This is a genomic window from Streptomyces tremellae, from assembly GCF_039540215.1.
Lineage (GTDB): Bacteria > Actinomycetota > Actinomycetes > Streptomycetales > Streptomycetaceae > Streptomyces > Streptomyces tremellae.
Genome location: NZ_BAABEP010000034.1, coordinates 10,402 through 29,356, shown reverse-complemented (window position 1 = coordinate 29,356; position 18,955 = coordinate 10,402). Strand labels below are relative to the sequence as shown.

The window sequence follows — 18,955 nt, the reverse complement described above, 5'->3', positions numbered from 1 at the left end:
GCGCCGCAAGAGGTCTAGTCCACTCCCCGTTTCGCGCCCCGTGATCTTCCCCGCCTTCACCCGCGGTACGGCTTGCGGCATTCGTCCGTTCGCCTGGACTCAAACGTTCGAACAAGACAAAATCGCGGTTCGATCGTCGAATTCCCGCCGGACGGCGGGCGAAGGGTGGGAAGAGAACCCGTGCGGCACCGCTATCTGGGCATAACCACGGCCATAGCCGTCATGAGCACCATGGGTCTCGCGGGTTGCAGCGGCACGACCGGCTCGGGCGATGTCACGCTCAAGCTCGTCGCCGCGGACTACGGGAACAGCCCGGAGACGTCCTCCAGCGTCTACTGGAAGAAACTGGCCTCGGAGTTCGAGCGGACCCACCCGGGCATCACCGTCGACGTGGACGTCCGGTCGTGGAAGACCGTCGACGCGGACGTGGCGGCCCTGGTCAAGAAGGGCCAGGCGCCCGACATGGCCCAGGTCGGGTCGTTCGCCGACTACGCGGAGGCGGGCAAGCTCTACAGCGCGGACCAGGTCCTGAGCGTGCCGGTCCAGTCCGGCTTCGTCGCCCAGCTCGCGGCTGCGGGCAAGGTCGACCAGACCCAGTACGGGCTGCCGTTCGTCGCCTCGACGCGGCTGCTGTTCTACAACCGCAAGCTGTTCGACGAGGCCGGGATCAGCGCCCCGAAGGACTGGGACGACATCCGCAGCGACGCCGAGGCGCTGAAGGCGGAGGGCGTCCCCGTGCCGTTCGCGCTCCCGCTCGGCACGGAGGAGTCGCAGGCCGAGACGATGATGTGGCTGCTCAGCGGGGGCGGCGGCTACACCAACAGCACCGACGACTCGTACAGCATCGACTCCGACGAGAACGTCAAGACCTTCGAATGGCTCCAGAAGAACCTCGTGGGCAAGGGCCTCACCGGACCGGTCAAGCCGGGCGAGCTGGACCGCGCCGACGCGTTCAAGCAGTTCACCGAGGGCAAGGTCGGCATGCTCAACGGCCATCCCACGCTGATGAACAGCGCCCGCAAGGCGCACGTCGACTTCGGCATGGTGCCCATGCCGGGCAAGGACGGCGACGTGAAGTCCTCGATGGGCGTGGCCGACTGGATGATGGCGTTCAAGCAGAACGGCCACGCCCAGCAGATCGGCGAGTTCCTCGACTACGTCTACAACGACAAGAACGTCATGGACTTCGTCAAGCAGTACGACCTCCTGCCGGTCACCTACAGCGCCAACACCCTGATGGCGCAGGACACGGCCCACAACGACCTGCGCGAGTTCCAGAAGACGCTCGACAACGCCGAGCTCTACCCGTTCGGCAAGAGTTCGTGGTCGCAGGTGAGCGACGAGATCAAGAAGAACATCGGCAAGGCGGTCGAGCCGGGCGCCGACCCCCGGCAGATCCTGACCAGGATCTCCAAGGACGCGAACACCGCGGACGCCACCGAAGCGGGCAAGTAGCCTGGACGCCGTGCCCGCAGACCCCGCAGCCCCGCCCCCGGAGGACCCGCCGTCCCCCGGGGCCGGGGCGTCGGCGCCTCCGGATCCGGCGGCCGGGCCGGGGGAGCCCGCCGGGCCGGGGGAGCCCGGGGCGGTGGGGGAGCCCGAGGAGGCTCGGGAGCCCGTGGGGCCCCCGGGGTCCCGGGAGTTGAGCGATCGCGACCGTGCCGTGCTCGCGTTCGAGCGCCGCTCGTGGCCGGGGCCAGGCGCCAAGGAGCGGGCCGTCAGGGAGCGGCTCGGCATGTCGCCGACCCGCTACTACCAGCTGCTGAACGCCCTGCTCGACGACCCGGCCGCGCTGCGGCACGACCCCGTCACGGTCAACCGGCTCGTGCGCGTGCGCGCCGCGCACCGCGACGCCCGCTGAGGGGCCGGGGCCGTCGGGGGCCGGTAGGGTCGCAGGCATGGGCAGCAACCCCGCCACTCTTCCGCAGCCGGCCACCGACGCGGGCGCCGAGGGCCTCGCCGCGCTGCTCGCGGCACCCGGCAGCGCCGTCGTCGCGCTGGACTTCGACGGCACGCTCGCCGAGATCGTCCCCGACCCCGAGCAGGCCAGGGCGCACCCCGGCGCCGTGGAGGCGCTCGCCGCGCTCGCGCCGCGCCTCGCGTCCGCCGTGGTGATCACCGGCAGGCCCGCGTCCGTCGCCGTGGAGTACGGCGGCTTCGCGGGCGTCCCCGGCCTCGAACGCCTCGTCGTCCTCGGCCACTACGGCGCCGAGCGCTGGGACGCCGCCACCGGCACGCTGGAGACGCCGCCCCCGCACCCGGGCGTGGCCGGCGCCCGCGCGGAACTCGACGACGTGGTGCGCAGGTTCGCCCCGGGCCGGCAGGTGTGGACCGAGGAGAAGGGCCAGTCGTTCGCCGTGCACACCCGCAGGGCCGCCGACCCCGACGCGGCCTTCGCGGCGCTGCGCGCTCCGCTGCGCGACCTCGCGGTCCGCCACGGCATCGTCCTCGAACCCGGCCGCCAGGTCCTCGAACTGCGGCCGCCCGGCATGGACAAGGGCACCGCGCTCACCGCGTACGTCCGTGAGACCGGCGCCCGCACCGTCGCCTACGCCGGCGACGACCTCGGCGACCTGTCCGCCTTCGACGCGGTGGACGCCCTGCGCGCGGAGGGCCGCACGGGCCTCCTCCTCAGCAGCGGCACCGCCACCGCGGCCCTCACGGCACGCGCCGACCTCGCCCTCGACGGCCCGTCGGCCGTCGTCGCCTTCCTCACCGCCCTCGCCGCCCGCCTCGGCGGCGGCGCCTGACCCGGGGCGCGTGCCTCAGGCGACCCGTCCGACGCGGATGGCCACGATCGTTACCGTGTGGTCGGTGATGGTGATCCGCTCGCGGCTGTGCGAGGCACGCCGGACCCGCGAACCGAACCGGGCACGCGCCTCGGCCATGGGCAGAGTGTCACTTATGGCGGAATTGTGCAGTAGTGCGCACTCGTGATGTGGTCGAAGTGCGGACCGCCGCGCCCCTCAGGCGCGCAGTTCTTCGAGCTGGTCGAGGAACCAGCGGGTCGGGGGGAGGGCCGTGGCCGCGGCGGCGAGGCGCTTGGTGCGGCGGGCGCGTTCGTCGTCGGGCATGGTCAGGGCCTCGTGGAGGGCGTGGGCCGTCTCCGTGACGTCGTACGGGTTGACGCTCAGCGCGTCCTCGGCGAGCTCCGCGTGGGCGCCGGCCTCGCGGGAGAGGACCAGCGCGCAGCCGTCGTCGGAGACCACGGGGACCTCCTTGGCGACCAGGTTCATGCCGTCCCTGATCGGGTTGACGAGCGCCACGTCCGCGAGGCGGTACGCGGCAAGCGAGCGCGCGAAGTCGTCCTCGACGTGCAGCACGACGGGCGTCCAACCGGGTGTGCCGTACTCGGTGTTGATCTCGTCGGCGAGCTGCCGCACCCGCTCCGTGTAGTCGCGGTAGACCGCGAGGTCCTGACGCGAGGGGTAGGCGAACGCCACGTGCACCACGCGCTCGCGCCAGTCGGGGCGCTCCGCGAGGAGCGTCCGGTAGGCGAGCAGCCCGCGCACGATGTTCTTCGACAGCTCCGTGCGGTCCACCCGTACCACCGTCCGCCGGGGCGCGCCCGAGGGGTCCGTGCCGATCTGCTCGCGCAGCGCGGCCATCCGCTCGTCCACGTCGGGGCGGTGCGCGCGCTCGCGCAGGAAGTCGCCGTCCGCGCCGAGACCGTGCACGCCGACGCGGGTGTTGCCCGTGCCCCCGAGCAGTTCGTCGCAGCAGGCGGCGAAGGCGTCCGCCCACCGCCGGGTCAGGAAGCACGCGCGGTCGGCGCCGAGTATGCCGCGCAGCAACTGCCGTGCGATGTCGTCGGGCAGCAGCCGGAAGTAGTCGACGGGCGCCCACGGCGTGTGGGAGAAGTGCCCGATCCGCATGTCGGGCCGCAGCGCCCGCAGCATGCCGGGCACGAGCGCCAGGTGGTAGTCCTGCACCAGCACCGCGGCGCCCTCGCCCGCCTCGTCCGCGAGCGCCTCGGCGAAGGCGCGGTTGTAGGCCTCGTACGACGCCCACTGCGCGCGGAACTCCGCGCCGAACGACGGTTCCAGGGGCGTCTGGAACAGCATGTGGTGCACGAACCACAGCGCGGAGTTGGCGATCCCGTTGTACGCATCCGCGTACACCTCGGGCGGGACGCCCAGCATGCGCACCCGCTGCCCGCCGGTGTCGGCGGGGTCGAGCGCCCCTCCGGTGCGCCGCACCGCCTCCCGGTCGCCGTCGCCGAGCGCCGCGCACACCCATACCGCGCCCGCGTCCGGCCCTATGGCGGAGAGCCCGGAGACCAGGCCGCCGCCGCCGCGCCGCGCGGTGAGCCCGCCGTCGTCGCCCAGGGTGTACGAGACGGGACCGCGGTTCGATGCGACCAGGATCGGGGCGTCGTGCAGGGTAGCCATGGGGCGAACCTAGCCCGTCCGGGAAACGCTCAAACGTACGGACGGGGCTGGTGGGACCTTTGATGCGGCGCATGTGACGGCGCATGACGGCACGGCCACGGCGCGCGCACGGACCGTGCCGCGGTGATCACCGAACGCCGCGGCCGCCCGCGCTCCGTGACGCCGCGCTCGGGTGCGCGCCCGCTCACGCCGCGCGGCGCGCCGTGTACTCCTCGATCTCCCGCATGGGCGGCCGCTCCTCCGTGTCGACCGCGTGCGTGCGTGGCTCGAAGCCCTCCGCGCCGCGCTCGAACTGCGTCAGCGCGGGCCGTACGAGATGGGCGCGCGACAGCCGCTGTTGCGCCGTGCGGTAGATCGCGGCGGCCATCCGCCCGAGCGCCCGGTCGTCCTGGTGCCTGTGCAGCCGCACCCCCACGTCGACCTGCGCGAGCGCGTCCAGCCCGACGAGCTGCAGCGCGTCCACGAGCAGGCCGAGCTCCACCCCGTACCCCACGGGGAACGGCAGCCGTTCGAGCATCTGCCTGCGCACCGCGTACTCGCCGCCGAGCGGCTGCACGAAGCCCGCGAGCAGCGGCCAGTGCAGATTGAGCAGCGGGCGCGCGACCAGCTCGGTGACCCGCCCGCCCTGGCCGGCCGCGGGCCCGCCGCCGGAGCCCGCGCCCAGCGGCCTGTCGTACATGGCCTTCACGAACTGCACGCCCGGGTCGGTCAGCAGCGGGCCGACGATCCCCGAGACGAAGTCGGCGGAGAACTCCCGCAGGTCCGCGTCGACGAAGCACACCACGTCGCCGCTGGTGACCAGGAGCGAGCGCCACAGCACCTCGCCCTTGCCCGGCAGGGCGGGCAGCCGCGGCAGGATCGCGTCGCGGTGCACCACCCGGGCGCCCGCCGCCGCGGCCACCTCCGAGGTGCGGTCGGTGGAGCCTGAGTCGACGACCACCAGCTCGTCCACGAGCGGCGCCTTCTCCATCAGCTCGCTGCGGATGACGGAGACGATCCCGCCGACCGTCGCCTCCTCGTCCAGGGCGGGCAGGACCACGCTCACCGTCGTCCCCCGTGTGGCCTTGGCCACCAGCAGCCGGTCGAGCGGACGCTCGCCGACCGACCAGGAACGCCTGGTCAGCCAGTGTTCCACCTCTTCCAGCACGATCGGCTCTCCCTCGTCGGGCCACTGCGTGATCCGTCTCGCGTGCCGGACGGCCCTTAGCGCCGTCCGGTCCTTCGGCTACAGTCTTGAACAACGCGAAAGACGCCCGCATGCCGGGTGGGCCTCGCGGGACAAACGCACCGGAGCCCGGTTCCGGTTGCCATACCGCTCATCCAGAGGGGCAGAGGGAACGGCCCGTTGAAGCCCCGGCAACCCTCCCGCCGACCGCGAGGTCACGGTGGGGAAGGTGCCAATTCCGTCTTGCGGCGAGACGCGTCGCGAGGAAGATGAGGAGAAAGGACCTCGCCTCCATGGCTGTGCAGACCGTCCACACCACCAGCGCATCCGACGAATCCGGCACGGGCACCGTCGATCTCGGACCCGCCGCCGCCCTCTCGTGCCGCGAATGCGGGGAGCGCTTCGCGCTCGGCCCGATCTTCGCCTGCGAGAGCTGTTTCGGCCCCCTCGAAGTCGCCTACGACCTGCCGGACGACGGCCCCGACGCGCTGAAGAAGCGCATCGCGGAGGGCCCCGACAACATCTGGCGCTACGCCCCGCTGCTGCCCGTCCCCGCCGACGTGGCCGCGCACCCCAGCACCAACCCCGGCTTCACCAAGCTCGTGCGCGCCGACAACCTCGCCCGCGAGCTGGGCATCACCGGAGAGCTGCACGTCAAGGACGACTCAGGCAACCCGACGCACTCCTTCAAGGACCGTGTCGTCGCGATCGCCGTCGAGGCCGCGCGCGCCTTCGGATTCACCACGCTGTCCTGCTCGTCCACCGGCAACCTCGCGGGCGCGGTCGGCGCGGCTGCGGCCCGCGCCGGCTTCCGCTCCTGCGTGTTCATCCCGCACGACCTGGAGCAGGGCAAGGTCGTCATGGCCGCGGTCTACGGCGGCGAACTCGTCGGCATCGAGGGTAACTACGACGACGTGAACCGGTTCTGCTCCGAGCTGATCGGTGACCCGCTCGGCGAGGGCTGGGGCTTCGTGAACGTCAACCTCCGCCCGTACTACGGCGAGGGCTCCAAGACGCTCGCGTACGAGATCTGCGAGCAGCTCGGCTGGCGGCTGCCCGACCAGATCGTCATCCCGATCGCGTCGGGCTCCCAGCTCACCAAGATCGACAAGGGGCTGCGCGAGCTGGTGAAGCTCGGGCTCGTCGAGGACAGGCCGTACAAGATCTTCGGCGCGCAGGCCGAGGGCTGCTCGCCGGTCTCCACCGCCTTCAAGGCGGGCCACGACGTGGTGCGGCCGCAGAAGCCGAACACCATCGCCAAGTCGCTGGCGATCGGCAACCCGGCCGACGGCCCGTACGTGCTGGACATCGCCCGCCGCACCGGCGGCGCGGTGGAGGACGTGAACGACGAGCAGGTCGTGGACGCCATCAAGCTGCTGGCCCGCACGGAGGGCATCTTCGCGGAGACCGCGGGTGGCGTGACCGTCGGCGTGACCAGGAAGCTGATCGAGGACGGGCGGCTCGACCCGGCCCTGACCACGGTCGTGCTCAACACCGGCGACGGCCTCAAGACCCTGGACGCGGTCTCCCCGACGACCGGCCCCACGGCGACGATCCGGCCCAGCCTCGACGCGTTCCGCGCGGCCGGGCTGGCGAGCTGACCGCCGCGCGCGCCCCGTACCCGAGCCCCGAGACACCCGAGAGGCAGGCACCCCGCCCATGAGCGTCACCGTCCGCATCCCCACCATCCTCCGCACCTACACCGGCGGCAAGGCCGAGGTCCCGGCCGAAGGCGCCACACTCTCCGAGGTCCTGGCCTCGCTGGAGAAGGACCACCCCGGCATCGGCGGGCGCGTCCTGGACGACGAGGGCAAGCTGCGCCGCTTCGTCAACGTGTACGTGAACGACGACGACGTCCGCTTCGAGCAGGGCCTTGAGACGGCCACGCCGGACGGCGCGGGCGTCTCGATCATCCCCGCGGTCGCCGGCGGCTGCTGACCGCCCGCGGGCCCAACGGCCCGGCGCCGCGCGGCAGTCGCCGCGAAAGGCCCCCACCGCTCCGGCGTGTGGGGGCCTTTCCGTATGGTTGAGCGCGGTACGATTCATGCGAGCACGGGTCCGCCCATCCGCGACGTGCCGAGCCATACCCCACGCGCACAGGAACGCGACAACATCGGGTCAAAGTTTTGTTACTGATTGCGCAATAAGTGTGCTTTGCGCGGCCCGACTTGCCCAAGAACGCGAACATGCTTCCGGTTCGCGTCTTCAGTCATGCCCAGAATTCTCGTCGGATTGACCTGTTGCAGAGGGCAGTTGGGCAGATACATTCAGCCGCGGTCGACGCGTTCCGGCGCGAAGTGCGGTCCCGTGCAGGGGCCAGTAATAGGGGAGTTAGGCATGGCTCAGGGCACCGTCAAGTGGTTCAACGCGGAGAAGGGCTACGGCTTCATCGCGGTCGACGGTGGTGCGGATGTTTTCGTCCACTACAGCGCGATCCAGATGGACGGGTACCGCACCCTTGAAGAAGGTCAGCGAGTTGAGTTCGAGATCTCGCAGGGCCAGAAGGGTCCGCAGGCGGACATGGTCAAGCTCGCCGTCTGATCCCGGCGCGATCGGCCAGCAACACACACAAGCGTAACCGAGGGGCCCGCACCCCGCAGACACCGGGGGTGCGGGCCCCTGGCGTGCGCCGGACGAGGGGGTGCGCGGACCCCGCGCGCCCCGGCGGCGGGGTCCCGTACCGCGGAGCGGCTTGCACTCGGGTGGGTCGAGTGCTAATCATTGGCGTTAGCACTCTACTAGTGAGAGTGACAACTTGGACCGGGTCAGTGAGGCCCGAGGCGCGAGTCCGGAAGGAACGGGCAGCGCACTGGCCGTCCGTCGCGGGCACGGGCGCGGTCCGGAGCAATCCACCCCAGTCCGGGAGGACCACTTCACATGGCCAAGATCATCGCGTTCGACGAGGAGGCACGGCGCGGCCTGGAGCGCGGGATGAACCAGCTCGCCGACGCCGTCAAGGTCACCCTTGGCCCCAAGGGTCGCAACGTCGTCCTTGAGAAGAAGTGGGGCGCGCCCACGATCACCAACGATGGTGTCTCCATCGCCAAGGAGATCGAGCTCGAGGACCCGTACGAGAAGATCGGCGCCGAGCTGGTCAAGGAAGTCGCCAAGAAGACGGACGACGTCGCGGGCGACGGCACGACCACCGCGACCGTTCTCGCCCAGGCCCTGGTCCGCGAGGGCCTGCGCAACGTGGCCGCGGGCGCGAACCCGATGGCCCTCAAGCGCGGCATCGAGAAGGCCGTCGAGGCCGTCTCCGGCGCCCTGCTGGAGCAGGCGAAGGACATCGAGACGAAGGAGCAGATCGCCTCCACCGCCTCCATCTCCGCCGCCGACCCGCAGATCGGCGAGCTCATCGCCGAGGCCATGGACAAGGTCGGCAAGGAAGGCGTCATCACCGTCGAGGAGTCGCAGACCTTCGGTCTTGAGCTGGAGCTCACCGAGGGCATGCGCTTCGACAAGGGCTACATCTCGGCGTACTTCGCCACCGACATGGAGCGTATGGAGGCGTCCCTGGACGACCCCTACATCCTGATCGTGAACTCCAAGGTCGGCAACGTGAAGGACCTCCTTCCGCTGCTGGAGAAGGTCATGCAGTCGGGCAAGCCGCTGCTGATCATCGCCGAGGACGTCGAGGGCGAGGCCCTTTCGACCCTGGTCGTCAACAAGATCCGCGGCACCTTCAAGTCCGTCGCCGTCAAGGCCCCGGGCTTCGGCGACCGCCGCAAGGCCATGCTCGGCGACATCGCCATCCTCACCGGTGGCACGGTCATCTCCGAGGAGGTCGGCCTCAAGCTGGAGAACGCGGGCCTCGACCTGCTGGGCCGTGCGCGCAAGGTCGTCATCACCAAGGACGAGACCACCATCGTGGACGGCGCCGGCGACAGCGACCAGGTCGCGGGCCGTGTCAACCAGATCCGCGCCGAGATCGAGAACAGCGACTCGGACTACGACCGCGAGAAGCTCCAGGAGCGCCTGGCGAAGCTGGCCGGCGGCGTGGCCGTCATCAAGGCCGGTGCCGCCACCGAGGTCGAGCTCAAGGAGCGCAAGCACCGCATCGAGGACGCGGTGCGCAACGCGAAGGCCGCCGTCGAGGAGGGCATCGTCGCCGGTGGTGGCGTGGCCCTGCTCCAGGCGTCCTCCGTCTTCGAGAAGCTGGAGCTGGACGGCGACGAGGCGACGGGCGCGCAGGCCGTCAAGCTCGCGCTGGAGGCCCCGCTGAAGCAGATCGCCGTCAACGGCGGCCTTGAGGGCGGCGTCGTGGTGGAGAAGGTGCGCAACCTCACCGTCGGCCACGGCCTGAACGCGGCCACCGGCGAGTACGTCGACATGATCGCCGAGGGCATCATCGACCCGGCGAAGGTGACGCGCTCCGCGCTCCAGAACGCGGCCTCCATCGCGGCCCTGTTCCTCACCACCGAGGCCGTCATCGCCGACAAGCCGGAGAAGGCCGCCCCCGCGGGCGCGCCGGGCGGCATGCCGGGCGGTGACATGGACTTCTGATCCTCGCCACGAGGTTCGGAAGCCTGCACGGCTCCTTCCGAGGGCGGCATCCCCTACTCCCAGGGGGTGCCGCCCTCGGCGCTTTCCCCCGGCGCTTCCGCGGACCGCTGCCGGGAGGGTACGGGCGGCGCGGGCGGCGCACGCCCGACAGGTCGCGGGCGTACGCCGCGTTGCGGTCGCCGACGTCAGGTCGCTGCACGCGCGGCCGTCGCGTGCGCGCTGGCCCTGCGGTGCGCCCCGCTCGGCTTCCCGGCCCTCCAGACGGCGGGTTCTTGTGACCGTGGCGCTTGCGCCGCGGGTGCCCATGCCGGTGGGGCACATGGCGGTCGCCCATCTGGTGGCGAGCGTGGCCGCCGCCCTCGTCCCGACGCCTGCGGCCTCGGCTCCGTCGACGCGGCCCTCGCCGTGGCGCTGGTGGCGGCGGACGCGCCCGCGGCGGTGGCGACCTCCGCGGTGCTCGGCTTCCGGACCATCACCGTGTGGCTGCCGCTGGTGCCCGCGGCGGTGACGTTGGGCGCGCTGGTGCGCAGGCGGGCGGTCTGGGGAGGGCCGCGCCGGGCCCTCCCCGCACCGCCGTGGTTGCGCTGCCGGGCGCGCCCGGTCAGCTGCTGGGGAGCGCGGCCTCGGGGGCGGCGGGGACCGGTTCCCGCCCGGTGGCGGGGGCGGTCTCCCGGGCTGCCTCGGGCTCGGTGTTCAGCTCGCGCAGCATCGTCTTCGTGAAGCCGAACCAGTACGTGGCGAGGAAGCCCGCCAGGTAGCCGACGACAAGACCCACCGCGTACACGGAGATCATCACGCCCATGCCCTTGTTGCCCGCGAGGAGCGGGAACAGGGCCCAGCCGGACGGGCCGATCGCGGTCGAGCCGACCGCGTCGCCCAGCTGGTTGAAGAGGCCGACGAAGCCGCCGCCGAACGCGCCGCCCACGCAGGCCGTCACGAACGGGCGGCCGAGCGGCAGCGAGACGCCGTAGATCAGCGGCTCGCCCACGCCGAGGAAGCCGGCGGGCAGCGCGGACCTGATGGTCCTGCGGATCGAGCCGTTGCGCGGGAGCCGCAGGTAGACCGCCATGGCCGCGCCGACCTGTCCGGCGCCCGCCATCGCCAGGATCGGCAGCAGGACCGTGTAGCCCTGCTGCTGGATCAGCGTGGTGTGGATCGGGATCAGGGCCTGGTGCAGGCCGAGCATCACCAGCGGCAGGAACAGGCCGCCCAGCACGAACCCGGCCGCCGCGCCGCCGTTGGACAGCAGCCAGGTGGCGAAGGAGCCGATCGCGGAGGCCACCTCGCCCGCCGCGTACATCAGGCCGAAGAGGGTGACGAGCCCGGCGACCAGCACCGTCAGCGTCGGCGTCACCAGCACGTCGAGAGCCTCGGGCACCCATCTGCGGCACCACTTCTCCACGGTCACCGCGAGCAGCGCGGCGCCGAGCGCGCCGAGCACGCCGCCCTGGCCCGCCGCCAGCTTCTGGCCGAACGCGTCGACGGCGGTGACGCCGGGGAAGACCGTGATCGCGGCGACCGCGCCGCCGAGCACCGGGGTGCCGCCGAACTCCTTCGCCGTGTTGTAGCCGACGAAGACCGCGATCAGTGACATGAACCCGGAGGCGAGCGCGGCCAGCGCCGGGACGATCGACGGCAGCCAGTGCAGGTTGGTGAGGAGGCCGTTGATGCCCGAGATGATGCCGCAGCCGATGAGGGCGGGGATCAGCGGGACGAAGATGTTGGCGACCCTGCGCAGGAACAGCTTCACCGGGGTGGCGTTCTTCGCCTTGCGCGCGGCCCGCATCTGCGCGCCCTGCGCGGCCAGTTCCTCGGCGGTCCGCGGCCGGGCCGGGGCGCCGCCGTCCCGCCCGGGGGCCGGGGCCTCCTGGGCGGGACCCGCCGACGCGGGACCGGCTGCCGCGGTGTCGCCGGCCTCGGCGACGAGCGACTCGAACTCGGGGGTCACCCGGGCGACCGCGCCAGGGCCCAGGACGATCTGGTACGTGTCGTCCTCAACCACGCCGAGCACCGCGGGCAGCGCTTTCAGGGCCTCGTCCTGGACGAGGGACCTGTCCCGCAGGCCGAGTCTGAGGCGGGTCATGCAGTGGGCGACGGAGGTGACGTTCGCTGCGCCGCCGACGAGCGGCAGGATCGCCTCCGCCGTCGCGCGGTTCTTGTCAGTTGCCATGGTGCCTGGAACCTTGCTGTGCGAAGGGGACCCGCGTACGGGTGGGGGCTGTGCGAAGGGGGACCCGGCACGGGTGGGGCCGTGCGGGACGTCATCCGGGGAGTGACCCGGCGGCTTGGAGCGCCGCGCGCAGATGGCCGTGCGACCGTGCGAGCAGGGCGGCGGCCGTGGGGCCGTCGACGCCGCCGACGAGGGTGAGGATCGCGTTCTTCACCTCCCCGTCCGTCGCGGTCAGCGCGGCCTCGATCTCGGCGTCGGACGCGCCGGTGGCGAGGGCGACGATGCGGCGCGAGCGCGCGCGCAGCTTCTCGTTGGAGGCCCGGACGTCGACCATCAGGTTCCCGTAGGTCTTGCCGAGCCTGATCATGGTGATCGTCGAGATCATGTTGAGCACGAGCTTCTGCGCGGTGCCCGCCTTGAGCCGGGTCGAGCCCGTGATCAGCTCGGGGCCCACGACCACCTCGATGCCGTGGTCGGCGGCGGCGGCGAGGGCGCTGTCCGCGTTGCACGAGAGGCCGACGGTGAGCGCGCCGAGCGACCTCGCGTGCTCCACCGCGCCGATCGCGTACGGCGTCCTGCCGGACGCGGAGACGCCCACGACCGCGTCGTCGGGGCCGGCGCCCAGCGCGTCGAGGTCGGCGGCCGCCAGCTCCTTGGAGTCCTCCGCGCCCTCCACGGAGGTCACCATCGCGCCGGGGCCGCCCGCGATCAGGCCCACCACCTCGCCCGGGTCCGTGTTGAACGTCGGGGGACACTCGCTCGCGTCGAGCACGCCGAGGCGGCCCGCGGTCCCCGCCCCCGCGTAGACGAGCCGGCCGCCGCGCGCGGCGCGCTCGGCGATCGCGTCGATGGCCGCGGCGATCCGCGGGAGCTGCGCGGCGACGGCGGTGGGGACCGTGGCGTCCTCGCCGTTCATCAGGCGGGCGATCTCCGCCGTGGGGAGCCGGTCGATCTCGGCGAGGTCGGGGCGGAACGCCTCGGTGGTCAGGGTGTCGAGCTGCGCCCGGAGGTCTCCGTACGGCGCGGACGCGGGTGTTGAGGTCATGTCGGCTGCGGCTCTTTCTCGGGGCGCGGGGGGCGTGGTGGGGCCCGGGGGCGGGGGGCTTGCGCGGTGTGGCCGGTGCGCGGGCCGGTGTGCGGCGGCTGGACGGCGGGTGGTCCTCCCCGGTCCTGTACCGGGTGCCCGCCGCTCGGCGGGCACCGCGTGGTCCTGCGGCCTCAGTGGGCGCCGCGCGGGCTGTGCCGGTGGGCCAGCGCCTCGTAGGAAGCGGACAGCGCGGGCGCCGCGGTCTCGTACGTGCGCTGGGCGACACCTATGAACAGGCAGTCCACCACGAGCAGCTGGCTCGTCCTGCTGGACATGGCCGCGGGGCGCAGCTCACTCTCGCGCGCGGTGGACGTCGTCAGCACGTGGTCCGCGTACTGCGTCACCGGGCTGTCAGGTCTGCCGGTGATCGCGACCGTCGTCGCGCCCCGGTCGAAGGCGGCGCGCAGCGGCTCTATCACGTCGCCCGTCGAGCCCGAATGGGTGATCGCGACGGCCACGTCCCCCGTGCGCAGCTGCACCGCGTTGGTCACCGCGAGGTGCGGGTCGGTGTGGGAGTGCGCGATCAGCCCGATCCTCAGCAGCTTCTGCGCGAGGTCCATGCCGACGAGCGAGGAGGCGCCCACGCCGTAGATGTCGATCCTGCGGGCGGCGACCGCGGCGGAGACCACGGCGCCCAGCTGGGCCGTGTCGAGGGACGCGGCCGTGTCGGCGAGCGTCTGCTGCTCGTCGTAGGCGAGCTTGGCGACCACGTCCGCTATCGAGTCGTCCACCGCTATGTCCGCGGTGACGGCGGGGGAGCGGCCGGACTGCTGCTGGGCCGCGAGGCCCGCGAGGGCGAGCCGCAGATCCCGGTAGCCGGGGTAGCCGAGGAGCCGCGACGTGCGCACGACTGTCGCCTCGCTGGTGCCGGTCAGCTCGGCGAGACCGGTGACCGTCAGGGCGGCGCAGCCCGCGGGGTCGTCCGCGACGGCCTCCGCGACCAGCTGCATGGAGCGGGTCATGGACGGCGCGAGCGTGCGCACCTTGGCGGCGAGGGCCGCGGGGCCGGGCACGGTGTCGCCGTTGAAAATTTCCTTCAGGTCACGGGTCACAATTGAAAGATATTTTCGGGTGGCGTGGGCCGTCAACCCCTCGTCCACCGCCTGTGGACAACCGGCGGACAATGGCCGAATGGACGAGGTGAACCCGTTGGAACAGGCGCTGCACGGCGCGCGTGCGCTGATCATGGCCGACCTGGCCGCCGACGACGTCGCGGGCGCCGAGACCGTCTCGCTCGTCGAGGAGGCCGTGGCGCACCGCAGGTGGTGGGTGGAGCAGTGGCCCGACGGCGCCCCCTACCTCGCGGGCCTGGTCGCCCAGGACGTCCAGGACGCCGTGCTCGAACGGTTCGGCAGGTGGCCGCTGTGCCCGGTCTGCGGCGGCCACGACCCGCACGCGCTCGACGTGGAGCCGGAGCTCGGCCCCGACCCGCACTGGGTGTGCCCGGAGCAGGCGGTCGTCGTCGCGCGCGTCGGCGGTCTTGGCGCGCGGCCGTGACCGTGTTCATCGACCCGCCGACCTGGCCGGGCCACGGGCGCATGTGGTCGCATCTGGTCAGCGACGCCTCGTTCGAGGAACTGCACGGCTTCGCCGCGGCCCTCGGCTGCCCGCCGCGCGCCTTCGAGCGCGACCACTACGACCTGCCGTCGCACCGCTACGCCGACGCCGTGCGCGCCGGGGCCGTCGAGATCGGCTCGAAGGAGCTGGTCCGCAGGATCACGGCGGCCGGCCTGCGCCGGCCCAAGGGGCGCCCGGCGGCCTGAGGGGAGCGCCAGGTGCGCGCCGGTTCGAGGGGAGCGCGGTGCGCGACGCGGGCGTCGTGCGGGGGTACGTGCGCGCGTACCGGTTCCCGTACGCGTGTACCCGCTACGGCCGCGGCGGCGGCGACGACCAGACCTCGCCGCCGTCGGCGCCGGCCAGGACGAGCCTGCCGTCGTCGCCGAGGACCGCGCGCGCGACCTCGCGCCCCCGCGTACCACTGCTCCAGAGCTTGACGCCGGTGGGCGCGAACACGGCCAGATCGCCGCTCTCCTGGAGCACCAGGCGGTTCGGCAGGCCGACGAGTTCTTCGTCGAGCAGCGTGCCGGTCCGCCACACGGCCGCGCCGTCCTCGGCCCGGTGGATCACCACGTCGCCGTCGTCCTGGTTCACGAGCAGAAAGCCGCCTGACGCGGAGCTGAGCGACCCGAGCCGCAGGGAGCGGCCCGGCAGCAGCTCGGTCACCCGGGGCAGGCCGTCCAGCCGCTGCCGCAGGGCGCGGGCGCCGTGCGGCGCCCCGGCCTGCCGCTTCCGTACGGCCTCCTCGGCGCCCGCGGATTCCGGGGGACCCTTCTCGGTTTCCACGTCGTCCGTCAGGATCCCGAAGTCGGTGAGGAAGCAGGCGACGTCGCCCCTGGCGGTGCGGCCGATCCAGGTCGGGTAGTCGCCGTCGCCCCAGCCCGTGCGGAAGACGACCATGGCGTGCTCGTCCCCGTCCACGGGCACGGTGACCGGGAGGCATCCGGCGTCCGGACCCGTGACGGCGCGTGGCCTGCCCGCGATGGCTGCCGCCACCCGGCCGATGAAGTCCTCCTCTGCGCCCGCGGCCCGGAACGCGCCGGCGTCGGCGAAGCACCCGGTGCCGCCGTCGACGGGGTAGCCGGGGGGTGCGTCCTCGTCGGACTCCTCCTGGTTTTCGCCGGGCAGGAGGGCCGGCTCCCAGGCGGCGACGGGCTCGTCCCGTATCGCGAGCCGGGCCGCGGCCACGCGGGAGTCGCGGTGCTCTCCGTCCTCGCCGAGCAGCTGCGCGGTGACCAGGACCACCGGATAGGTGCCGGGCCCGACCGCCTGGGCGAAGGCGAGTCCTTCGGGGTCTTCGGTGCCGCAGCCGAGCGGTTCCGCCGCGACGACGCTGCCGGTCGGCAGTGACAGCGGTACGCCCGGCAGCTCCCGCACCACGAACCTGCCCTCGGCGCCGGGGAGACGGTGACTGCTGCCGGGCGCGAGGAGCCGCGCGAAGTCGGGGGCGGGCATGGAGTCTCCTGCGGGGTGCGTGGTGGCAGGTGCGGTCGGTCCCGGTGAACGTACCGCGCACCCTTCCGGCGCCGCGCGGGGGATGTGACCCGTGGTCGGATGCGGGGCCCGGCGGACTCCTCAGCCGTGGTACGGCTGCTCCGGCGCGTCCGGGGCCGCGGAGTGCTCGCGGGGCGTGGGGGCGCCGCCGTACGCCTCGGCTGCCGCGGTCCGCCCGTACTCCTTCGGGCCCGGTGCGGGCGGTACGGGCCGCTCCCGCGGCGCGGGTACGGACGCGGCGACGAGGCGGCCGTGCGACTCCTCGCCGCGGTGCAGCCGCGTCGCCAGCGCGCACAGGCCGATCGCGACGACGGCCATCGCCGCCCCGGCCCACGCGGTCGAGGCGAAGCCGAACCCGGCGTCGATGACCCGGCCGCCGAGCCAGGGGCCGGCCGTGTTGCCCGCGTTGAACGCGGCCGTCGCGGTGGCGCCTGCGAGCGTGGGCGCGGCGGATGCGACGTTGAACATCCGGGCGTTGAGCGCGGGCGCCGTGTAGAAGGCGGAGAAGCCGAGCAGGAACGTCAGCACGACCGCGGCCACCGGGTGGGACGCCGTCAGCGCCAGCCCCGCGAGCAGCACGGTCGAGGCGGCGACGCCGCTGAGCTGCACGCCGAAGAGGTGCGCGTCCGCGTACCTGCCGCCGACGACGGTGCCGAGGAACGCGCCGAGGCCGAACAGCGCGAGCACCGTGGGCACCCAGCCGTCCGAGAGCCCGGTCACGCCGGTCAGCAGCGGCGCCATGTAGGAGAAGGCGCAGAAGACCGCGCCGCCGGCGAGCGCGGTGATCGCCACGGCGAGCCACACCTGGCGGTCGCGGTAGACGGTCAGCTCGCGGCGCAGTTCTGGCCGCCGCTCGGGCAGGGGGATGCGGGGGATCAGCGTGACGACGCCGGCGAGGGCGATCACGGAGGCGACCGCCACCGCCCAGAACGCGGAGCGCCAGCCGAGGTGTTCGCCGAGGAAGGCGCCCGCGGGCACGCCGAGCACGTTCGCGATGGACAGTCCGCCGATCATCACGGACATCGCGCGGGCCCTGGCGGTGCGCGGGACCATCGCCACGGCGACGCTCGCGCCGACCGCCCAGAACCCGGCACAGGCGAAGGCGCTGGCGACGCGTGAGGCGAAGAGGACGCCGTACGTGGGCGCGAGGGCGCCCGCGATCTGGCCGAGGCCGAAGACCGAGATCAGCGCGATGAGGGTGGTGCGGCGCGGCAGGCGAAGGGTCGCCACGGAGAGCAGCGGCGCGCCGATGACCATGCCGATGGCGAAGGCGGACACCAGCAGCCCCGCGGTGGGTATGGAGACGTCCATGTCGCGGGCGATCGGGGGCAGCAGCCCGGACAGCATGAACTCGCTGGTGCCGAGGGCGAAGACGGAGAGTCCCAGGATGTGGACGGCGAGCGGCATGCGGTCGCGTCGAACCGTTGGCTGAGGCATGACCGCGTCAACGGTGGCCGCGCTTCGGGGCATTCCCGGCGGACCCGGCGTCCGCCACCGCTGCCGCTGCCCGGTATCTGCTGTCCGCCGCCGTTGCCGGCTGCCCGCTGCCCGGTACCTGCTCCCGCTGCCCGTTGCCCGCTGCCCGCTGCCCGCTGCCCGCTGCCCGCTGCCGTTGCCGCCGCCCGGCCGTCGGGGCGCGGTCAGCCGGCGGCGAGGAGGCGCAGCTCGGTCGCGAGGTTGCGGCGGGCGGGCTCCTCCCAGGCGCTCTCGCCGTGCGGGGTGTGGAACAGCCGGGGCAGGGCGAGGAGCTGACGCAGCACGTCGGAGCGCCCGGTGCGGAAGAGGTCGTCGGGCACGAAGCCGTACTCCTCGCGGACCTCGGCCGCGTAGGCCGCGTACGCGGCGGGCGGGGAGGCGAGGACCGCGAGGTCGGCGTCGCACAGGACGGCGCCGTTGCGGTCGGCGGGCCCGGGGGCGTGGGTGGTGGTGAGCCGCACGAGGCGCGCGACCTCGGCGGTGGCGGCCCTGCTGACGCCCGCCTCTGGCAGGGCACGCTCGGCGAGGCGCGCCGAGCGTTCCTCGTTCTCGCTGCGGTCGGGCCGGTACACGGCGTCGTGGAACCAGGCCGCGAGCCGTACGAGCGCGGGGTCGGCGGCGTACCGCTCCAGCGTGTCGACATGGTCGAGCACGGCGGCCAGGTGCCGGGTGGTGTGGTAGCGCCGCTGGGGCTCCGACCAGCGGGCGAGCAGCGCGTCCGCGTACGGGTACGGGTCGGCGTCCGCCGCGCCGCCCGCGGTCCCCAGCGCGGAGGCGAAGCGCGCGCGCAGGGCGGCGGGTTCGGGCGCCGCGGCCCCCGGGGCGGTCCGGGGCGTGCCGTCCCCCGGTCTGGGGGCGGGGTTCTCCACAGGCTGGGGCATGCGTACGACGATACGGCCGGTGCTGTGGACAACGCGCGGCACGGCGGCGGCCGCCCGGCCTACGGTTCCGGCATGACGAACGACCAGACGTGCCCCATGTCCTTCGGCGGGACGCGCCGCATCGTCCTCGACGGGACGTGCCCTATGTCCTTCGGCGGGCCGCGCCGCATCGTTTTCGACGGGACGTGCCCTATGTCCTTCGGCGGGCCGCGCCGCATCGTTTTCGACGGG

17 protein-coding genes, 1 pseudogene and 1 riboswitch are annotated in these 18,955 nt (G+C 73.1%); of the genes and pseudogenes, 9 read left to right on the top strand and 9 right to left on the bottom strand.

Going from position 1 to position 18,955, the window contains the following annotated elements:
* The first annotated feature begins 222 nt into the window (after positions 1–222).
* The 3 genes from ABEA77_RS21780 to otsB all read left to right on the top strand — a co-directional run bounded on the left by ABEA77_RS21780 (position 223) and on the right by otsB (position 2,750).
* A complete protein-coding gene (locus ABEA77_RS21780; RefSeq protein WP_345650192.1) occupies positions 223–1,455 on the top strand; it encodes an extracellular solute-binding protein in 1,233 nt (410 codons plus the stop codon).
* Positions 1,456–1,642: 187 nt separating this feature from the next.
* Positions 1,643–1,861 (top strand): DUF3263 domain-containing protein, encoded by a 219-nt coding sequence (locus tag ABEA77_RS21775; RefSeq protein ID WP_425588354.1) that lies wholly within the window; start codon positions 1,643–1,645, stop codon positions 1,859–1,861.
* Positions 1,862–1,898: 37 nt separating this feature from the next.
* Positions 1,899–2,750 (top strand): trehalose-phosphatase, encoded by an 852-nt coding sequence (gene otsB / locus ABEA77_RS21770; RefSeq protein ID WP_345650186.1) that lies wholly within the window; start codon positions 1,899–1,901, stop codon positions 2,748–2,750.
* 57 nt (positions 2,751–2,807) lie between these two features.
* On the opposite strand, the pseudogene ABEA77_RS21765 reads toward otsB, so the two are convergent.
* The 3 genes and pseudogenes from ABEA77_RS21765 to ABEA77_RS21755 all read right to left on the bottom strand — a co-directional run.
* A pseudogene (locus ABEA77_RS21765) lies at positions 2,808–2,906 on the bottom strand (type II toxin-antitoxin system prevent-host-death family antitoxin); the annotation flags it as partial.
* Positions 2,907–2,966: 60 nt separating this feature from the next.
* Positions 2,967–4,391, bottom strand: a complete 1,425-nt coding sequence (locus tag ABEA77_RS21760) for an alpha,alpha-trehalose-phosphate synthase (UDP-forming) (protein ID WP_345650183.1) — start codon at positions 4,389–4,391, stop codon at positions 2,967–2,969.
* Positions 4,392–4,575: 184 nt separating this feature from the next.
* A complete protein-coding gene (locus ABEA77_RS21755) occupies positions 4,576–5,538 on the bottom strand; it encodes a glucosyl-3-phosphoglycerate synthase (RefSeq protein WP_345650180.1) in 963 nt (320 codons plus the stop codon).
* 166 nt (positions 5,539–5,704) lie between these two features.
* A riboswitch (SAM riboswitch) is annotated at positions 5,705–5,832 on the top strand.
* A gap of 17 nt (positions 5,833–5,849) precedes the next feature.
* Between ABEA77_RS21755 and thrC the strand changes: the two genes are divergently transcribed.
* The 4 genes from thrC to groL all read left to right on the top strand — a co-directional run bounded on the left by thrC (position 5,850) and on the right by groL (position 10,059).
* Complete coding sequence (gene thrC, locus ABEA77_RS21750; RefSeq protein ID WP_345650177.1) at positions 5,850–7,157, top strand: threonine synthase; 1,308 nt, start codon at positions 5,850–5,852, stop codon at positions 7,155–7,157.
* Between the two features lie 58 nt (positions 7,158–7,215).
* On the top strand, positions 7,216–7,494 hold the full coding sequence (locus tag ABEA77_RS21745; RefSeq protein WP_345650174.1) for a ubiquitin-like small modifier protein 1: 279 nt from the start codon (positions 7,216–7,218) through the stop codon (positions 7,492–7,494).
* Positions 7,495–7,893: 399 nt separating this feature from the next.
* Positions 7,894–8,097, top strand: coding sequence for a cold-shock protein (locus tag ABEA77_RS21740; protein WP_005315736.1), 204 nt, complete (start codon positions 7,894–7,896; stop codon positions 8,095–8,097).
* A 336-nt stretch (positions 8,098–8,433) separates the two neighbouring features.
* Complete coding sequence (gene groL, locus ABEA77_RS21735; protein ID WP_345650171.1) at positions 8,434–10,059, top strand: chaperonin GroEL; 1,626 nt, start codon at positions 8,434–8,436, stop codon at positions 10,057–10,059.
* Positions 10,060–10,660: 601 nt separating this feature from the next.
* On the opposite strand, the gene ABEA77_RS21730 is transcribed toward groL, so the two are convergent.
* From ABEA77_RS21730 to ABEA77_RS21720, 3 genes are all read right to left on the bottom strand, one after another.
* Positions 10,661–12,229 (bottom strand): PTS transporter subunit EIIC, encoded by a 1,569-nt coding sequence (locus ABEA77_RS21730; protein WP_345650168.1) that lies wholly within the window; start codon positions 12,227–12,229, stop codon positions 10,661–10,663.
* A gap of 91 nt (positions 12,230–12,320) precedes the next feature.
* Positions 12,321–13,274, bottom strand: coding sequence for an N-acetylmuramic acid 6-phosphate etherase (gene murQ, locus ABEA77_RS21725; RefSeq protein ID WP_345650166.1), 954 nt, complete (start codon positions 13,272–13,274; stop codon positions 12,321–12,323).
* Between the two features lie 173 nt (positions 13,275–13,447).
* Positions 13,448–14,368 carry a MurR/RpiR family transcriptional regulator gene (locus ABEA77_RS21720; protein WP_345650164.1) on the bottom strand — a complete coding sequence of 307 codons (921 nt, stop codon included), beginning with the start codon at positions 14,366–14,368 and terminating at the stop codon, positions 13,448–13,450.
* A 79-nt stretch (positions 14,369–14,447) separates the two neighbouring features.
* Between ABEA77_RS21720 and ABEA77_RS21715 the strand changes: the two genes are divergently transcribed.
* Both ABEA77_RS21715 and ABEA77_RS21710 read left to right on the top strand, forming a co-directional pair.
* Positions 14,448–14,813 (top strand): hypothetical protein, encoded by a 366-nt coding sequence (locus tag ABEA77_RS21715; protein WP_345650161.1) that lies wholly within the window; start codon positions 14,448–14,450, stop codon positions 14,811–14,813.
* Positions 14,810–15,079, top strand: a complete 270-nt coding sequence (locus ABEA77_RS21710) for a DUF4031 domain-containing protein (protein ID WP_345650159.1) — start codon at positions 14,810–14,812, stop codon at positions 15,077–15,079. The genes ABEA77_RS21715 and ABEA77_RS21710 overlap by 4 nt, the downstream gene beginning before the upstream one ends.
* Positions 15,080–15,182: 103 nt before the next feature.
* Here ABEA77_RS21710 and ABEA77_RS21705 read toward each other — a convergent pair whose 3' ends face one another.
* From ABEA77_RS21705 to ABEA77_RS21695, 3 genes are all read right to left on the bottom strand, one after another.
* The gene (locus ABEA77_RS21705) at positions 15,183–16,328 is read right to left on the bottom strand and encodes a DUF4241 domain-containing protein (RefSeq protein ID WP_345650157.1); all 1,146 of its coding nucleotides are present in this window, start codon (positions 16,326–16,328) and stop codon (positions 15,183–15,185) included.
* A gap of 120 nt (positions 16,329–16,448) precedes the next feature.
* Positions 16,449–17,774 carry a Cmx/CmrA family chloramphenicol efflux MFS transporter gene (locus ABEA77_RS21700; RefSeq protein WP_345650273.1) on the bottom strand — a complete coding sequence of 442 codons (1,326 nt, stop codon included), beginning with the start codon at positions 17,772–17,774 and terminating at the stop codon, positions 16,449–16,451.
* 233 nt (positions 17,775–18,007) lie between these two features.
* Positions 18,008–18,724, bottom strand: a complete 717-nt coding sequence (locus tag ABEA77_RS21695; protein WP_345650155.1) for an HD domain-containing protein — start codon at positions 18,722–18,724, stop codon at positions 18,008–18,010.
* Positions 18,725–18,955 lie beyond the last annotated feature (231 nt).

Bases quoted from the DNA above. Each gene is read 5' to 3' on its own strand.
- ABEA77_RS21780 (WP_345650192.1), top strand. From the start codon at position 223: ATGAGCACCATGGGTCTCGCGGGTTGCAGCGGCACGACCGGCTCGGGC.
- otsB (WP_345650186.1), top strand. From the start codon at position 1,899: ATGGGCAGCAACCCCGCCACTCTTCCGCAGCCGGCCACCGACGCGGGC.
- ABEA77_RS21760 (WP_345650183.1), bottom strand. From the start codon at position 4,391: ATGGCTACCCTGCACGACGCCCCGATCCTGGTCGCATCGAACCGCGGT.
- thrC (WP_345650177.1), top strand. From the start codon at position 5,850: ATGGCTGTGCAGACCGTCCACACCACCAGCGCATCCGACGAATCCGGC.
- ABEA77_RS21745 (WP_345650174.1), top strand. From the start codon at position 7,216: ATGAGCGTCACCGTCCGCATCCCCACCATCCTCCGCACCTACACCGGC.
- ABEA77_RS21740 (WP_005315736.1), top strand. From the start codon at position 7,894: ATGGCTCAGGGCACCGTCAAGTGGTTCAACGCGGAGAAGGGCTACGGC.
- groL (WP_345650171.1), top strand. From the start codon at position 8,434: ATGGCCAAGATCATCGCGTTCGACGAGGAGGCACGGCGCGGCCTGGAG.
- ABEA77_RS21730 (WP_345650168.1), bottom strand. From the start codon at position 12,229: ATGGCAACTGACAAGAACCGCGCGACGGCGGAGGCGATCCTGCCGCTC.
- murQ (WP_345650166.1), bottom strand. From the start codon at position 13,274: ATGACCTCAACACCCGCGTCCGCGCCGTACGGAGACCTCCGGGCGCAG.
- ABEA77_RS21715 (WP_345650161.1), top strand. From the start codon at position 14,448: ATGGACGAGGTGAACCCGTTGGAACAGGCGCTGCACGGCGCGCGTGCG.
- ABEA77_RS21705 (WP_345650157.1), bottom strand. From the start codon at position 16,328: ATGCCCGCCCCCGACTTCGCGCGGCTCCTCGCGCCCGGCAGCAGTCAC.
- ABEA77_RS21700 (WP_345650273.1), bottom strand. From the start codon at position 17,774: ATGCCGCTCGCCGTCCACATCCTGGGACTCTCCGTCTTCGCCCTCGGC.
- ABEA77_RS21695 (WP_345650155.1), bottom strand. From the start codon at position 18,724: ATGCCCCAGCCTGTGGAGAACCCCGCCCCCAGACCGGGGGACGGCACG.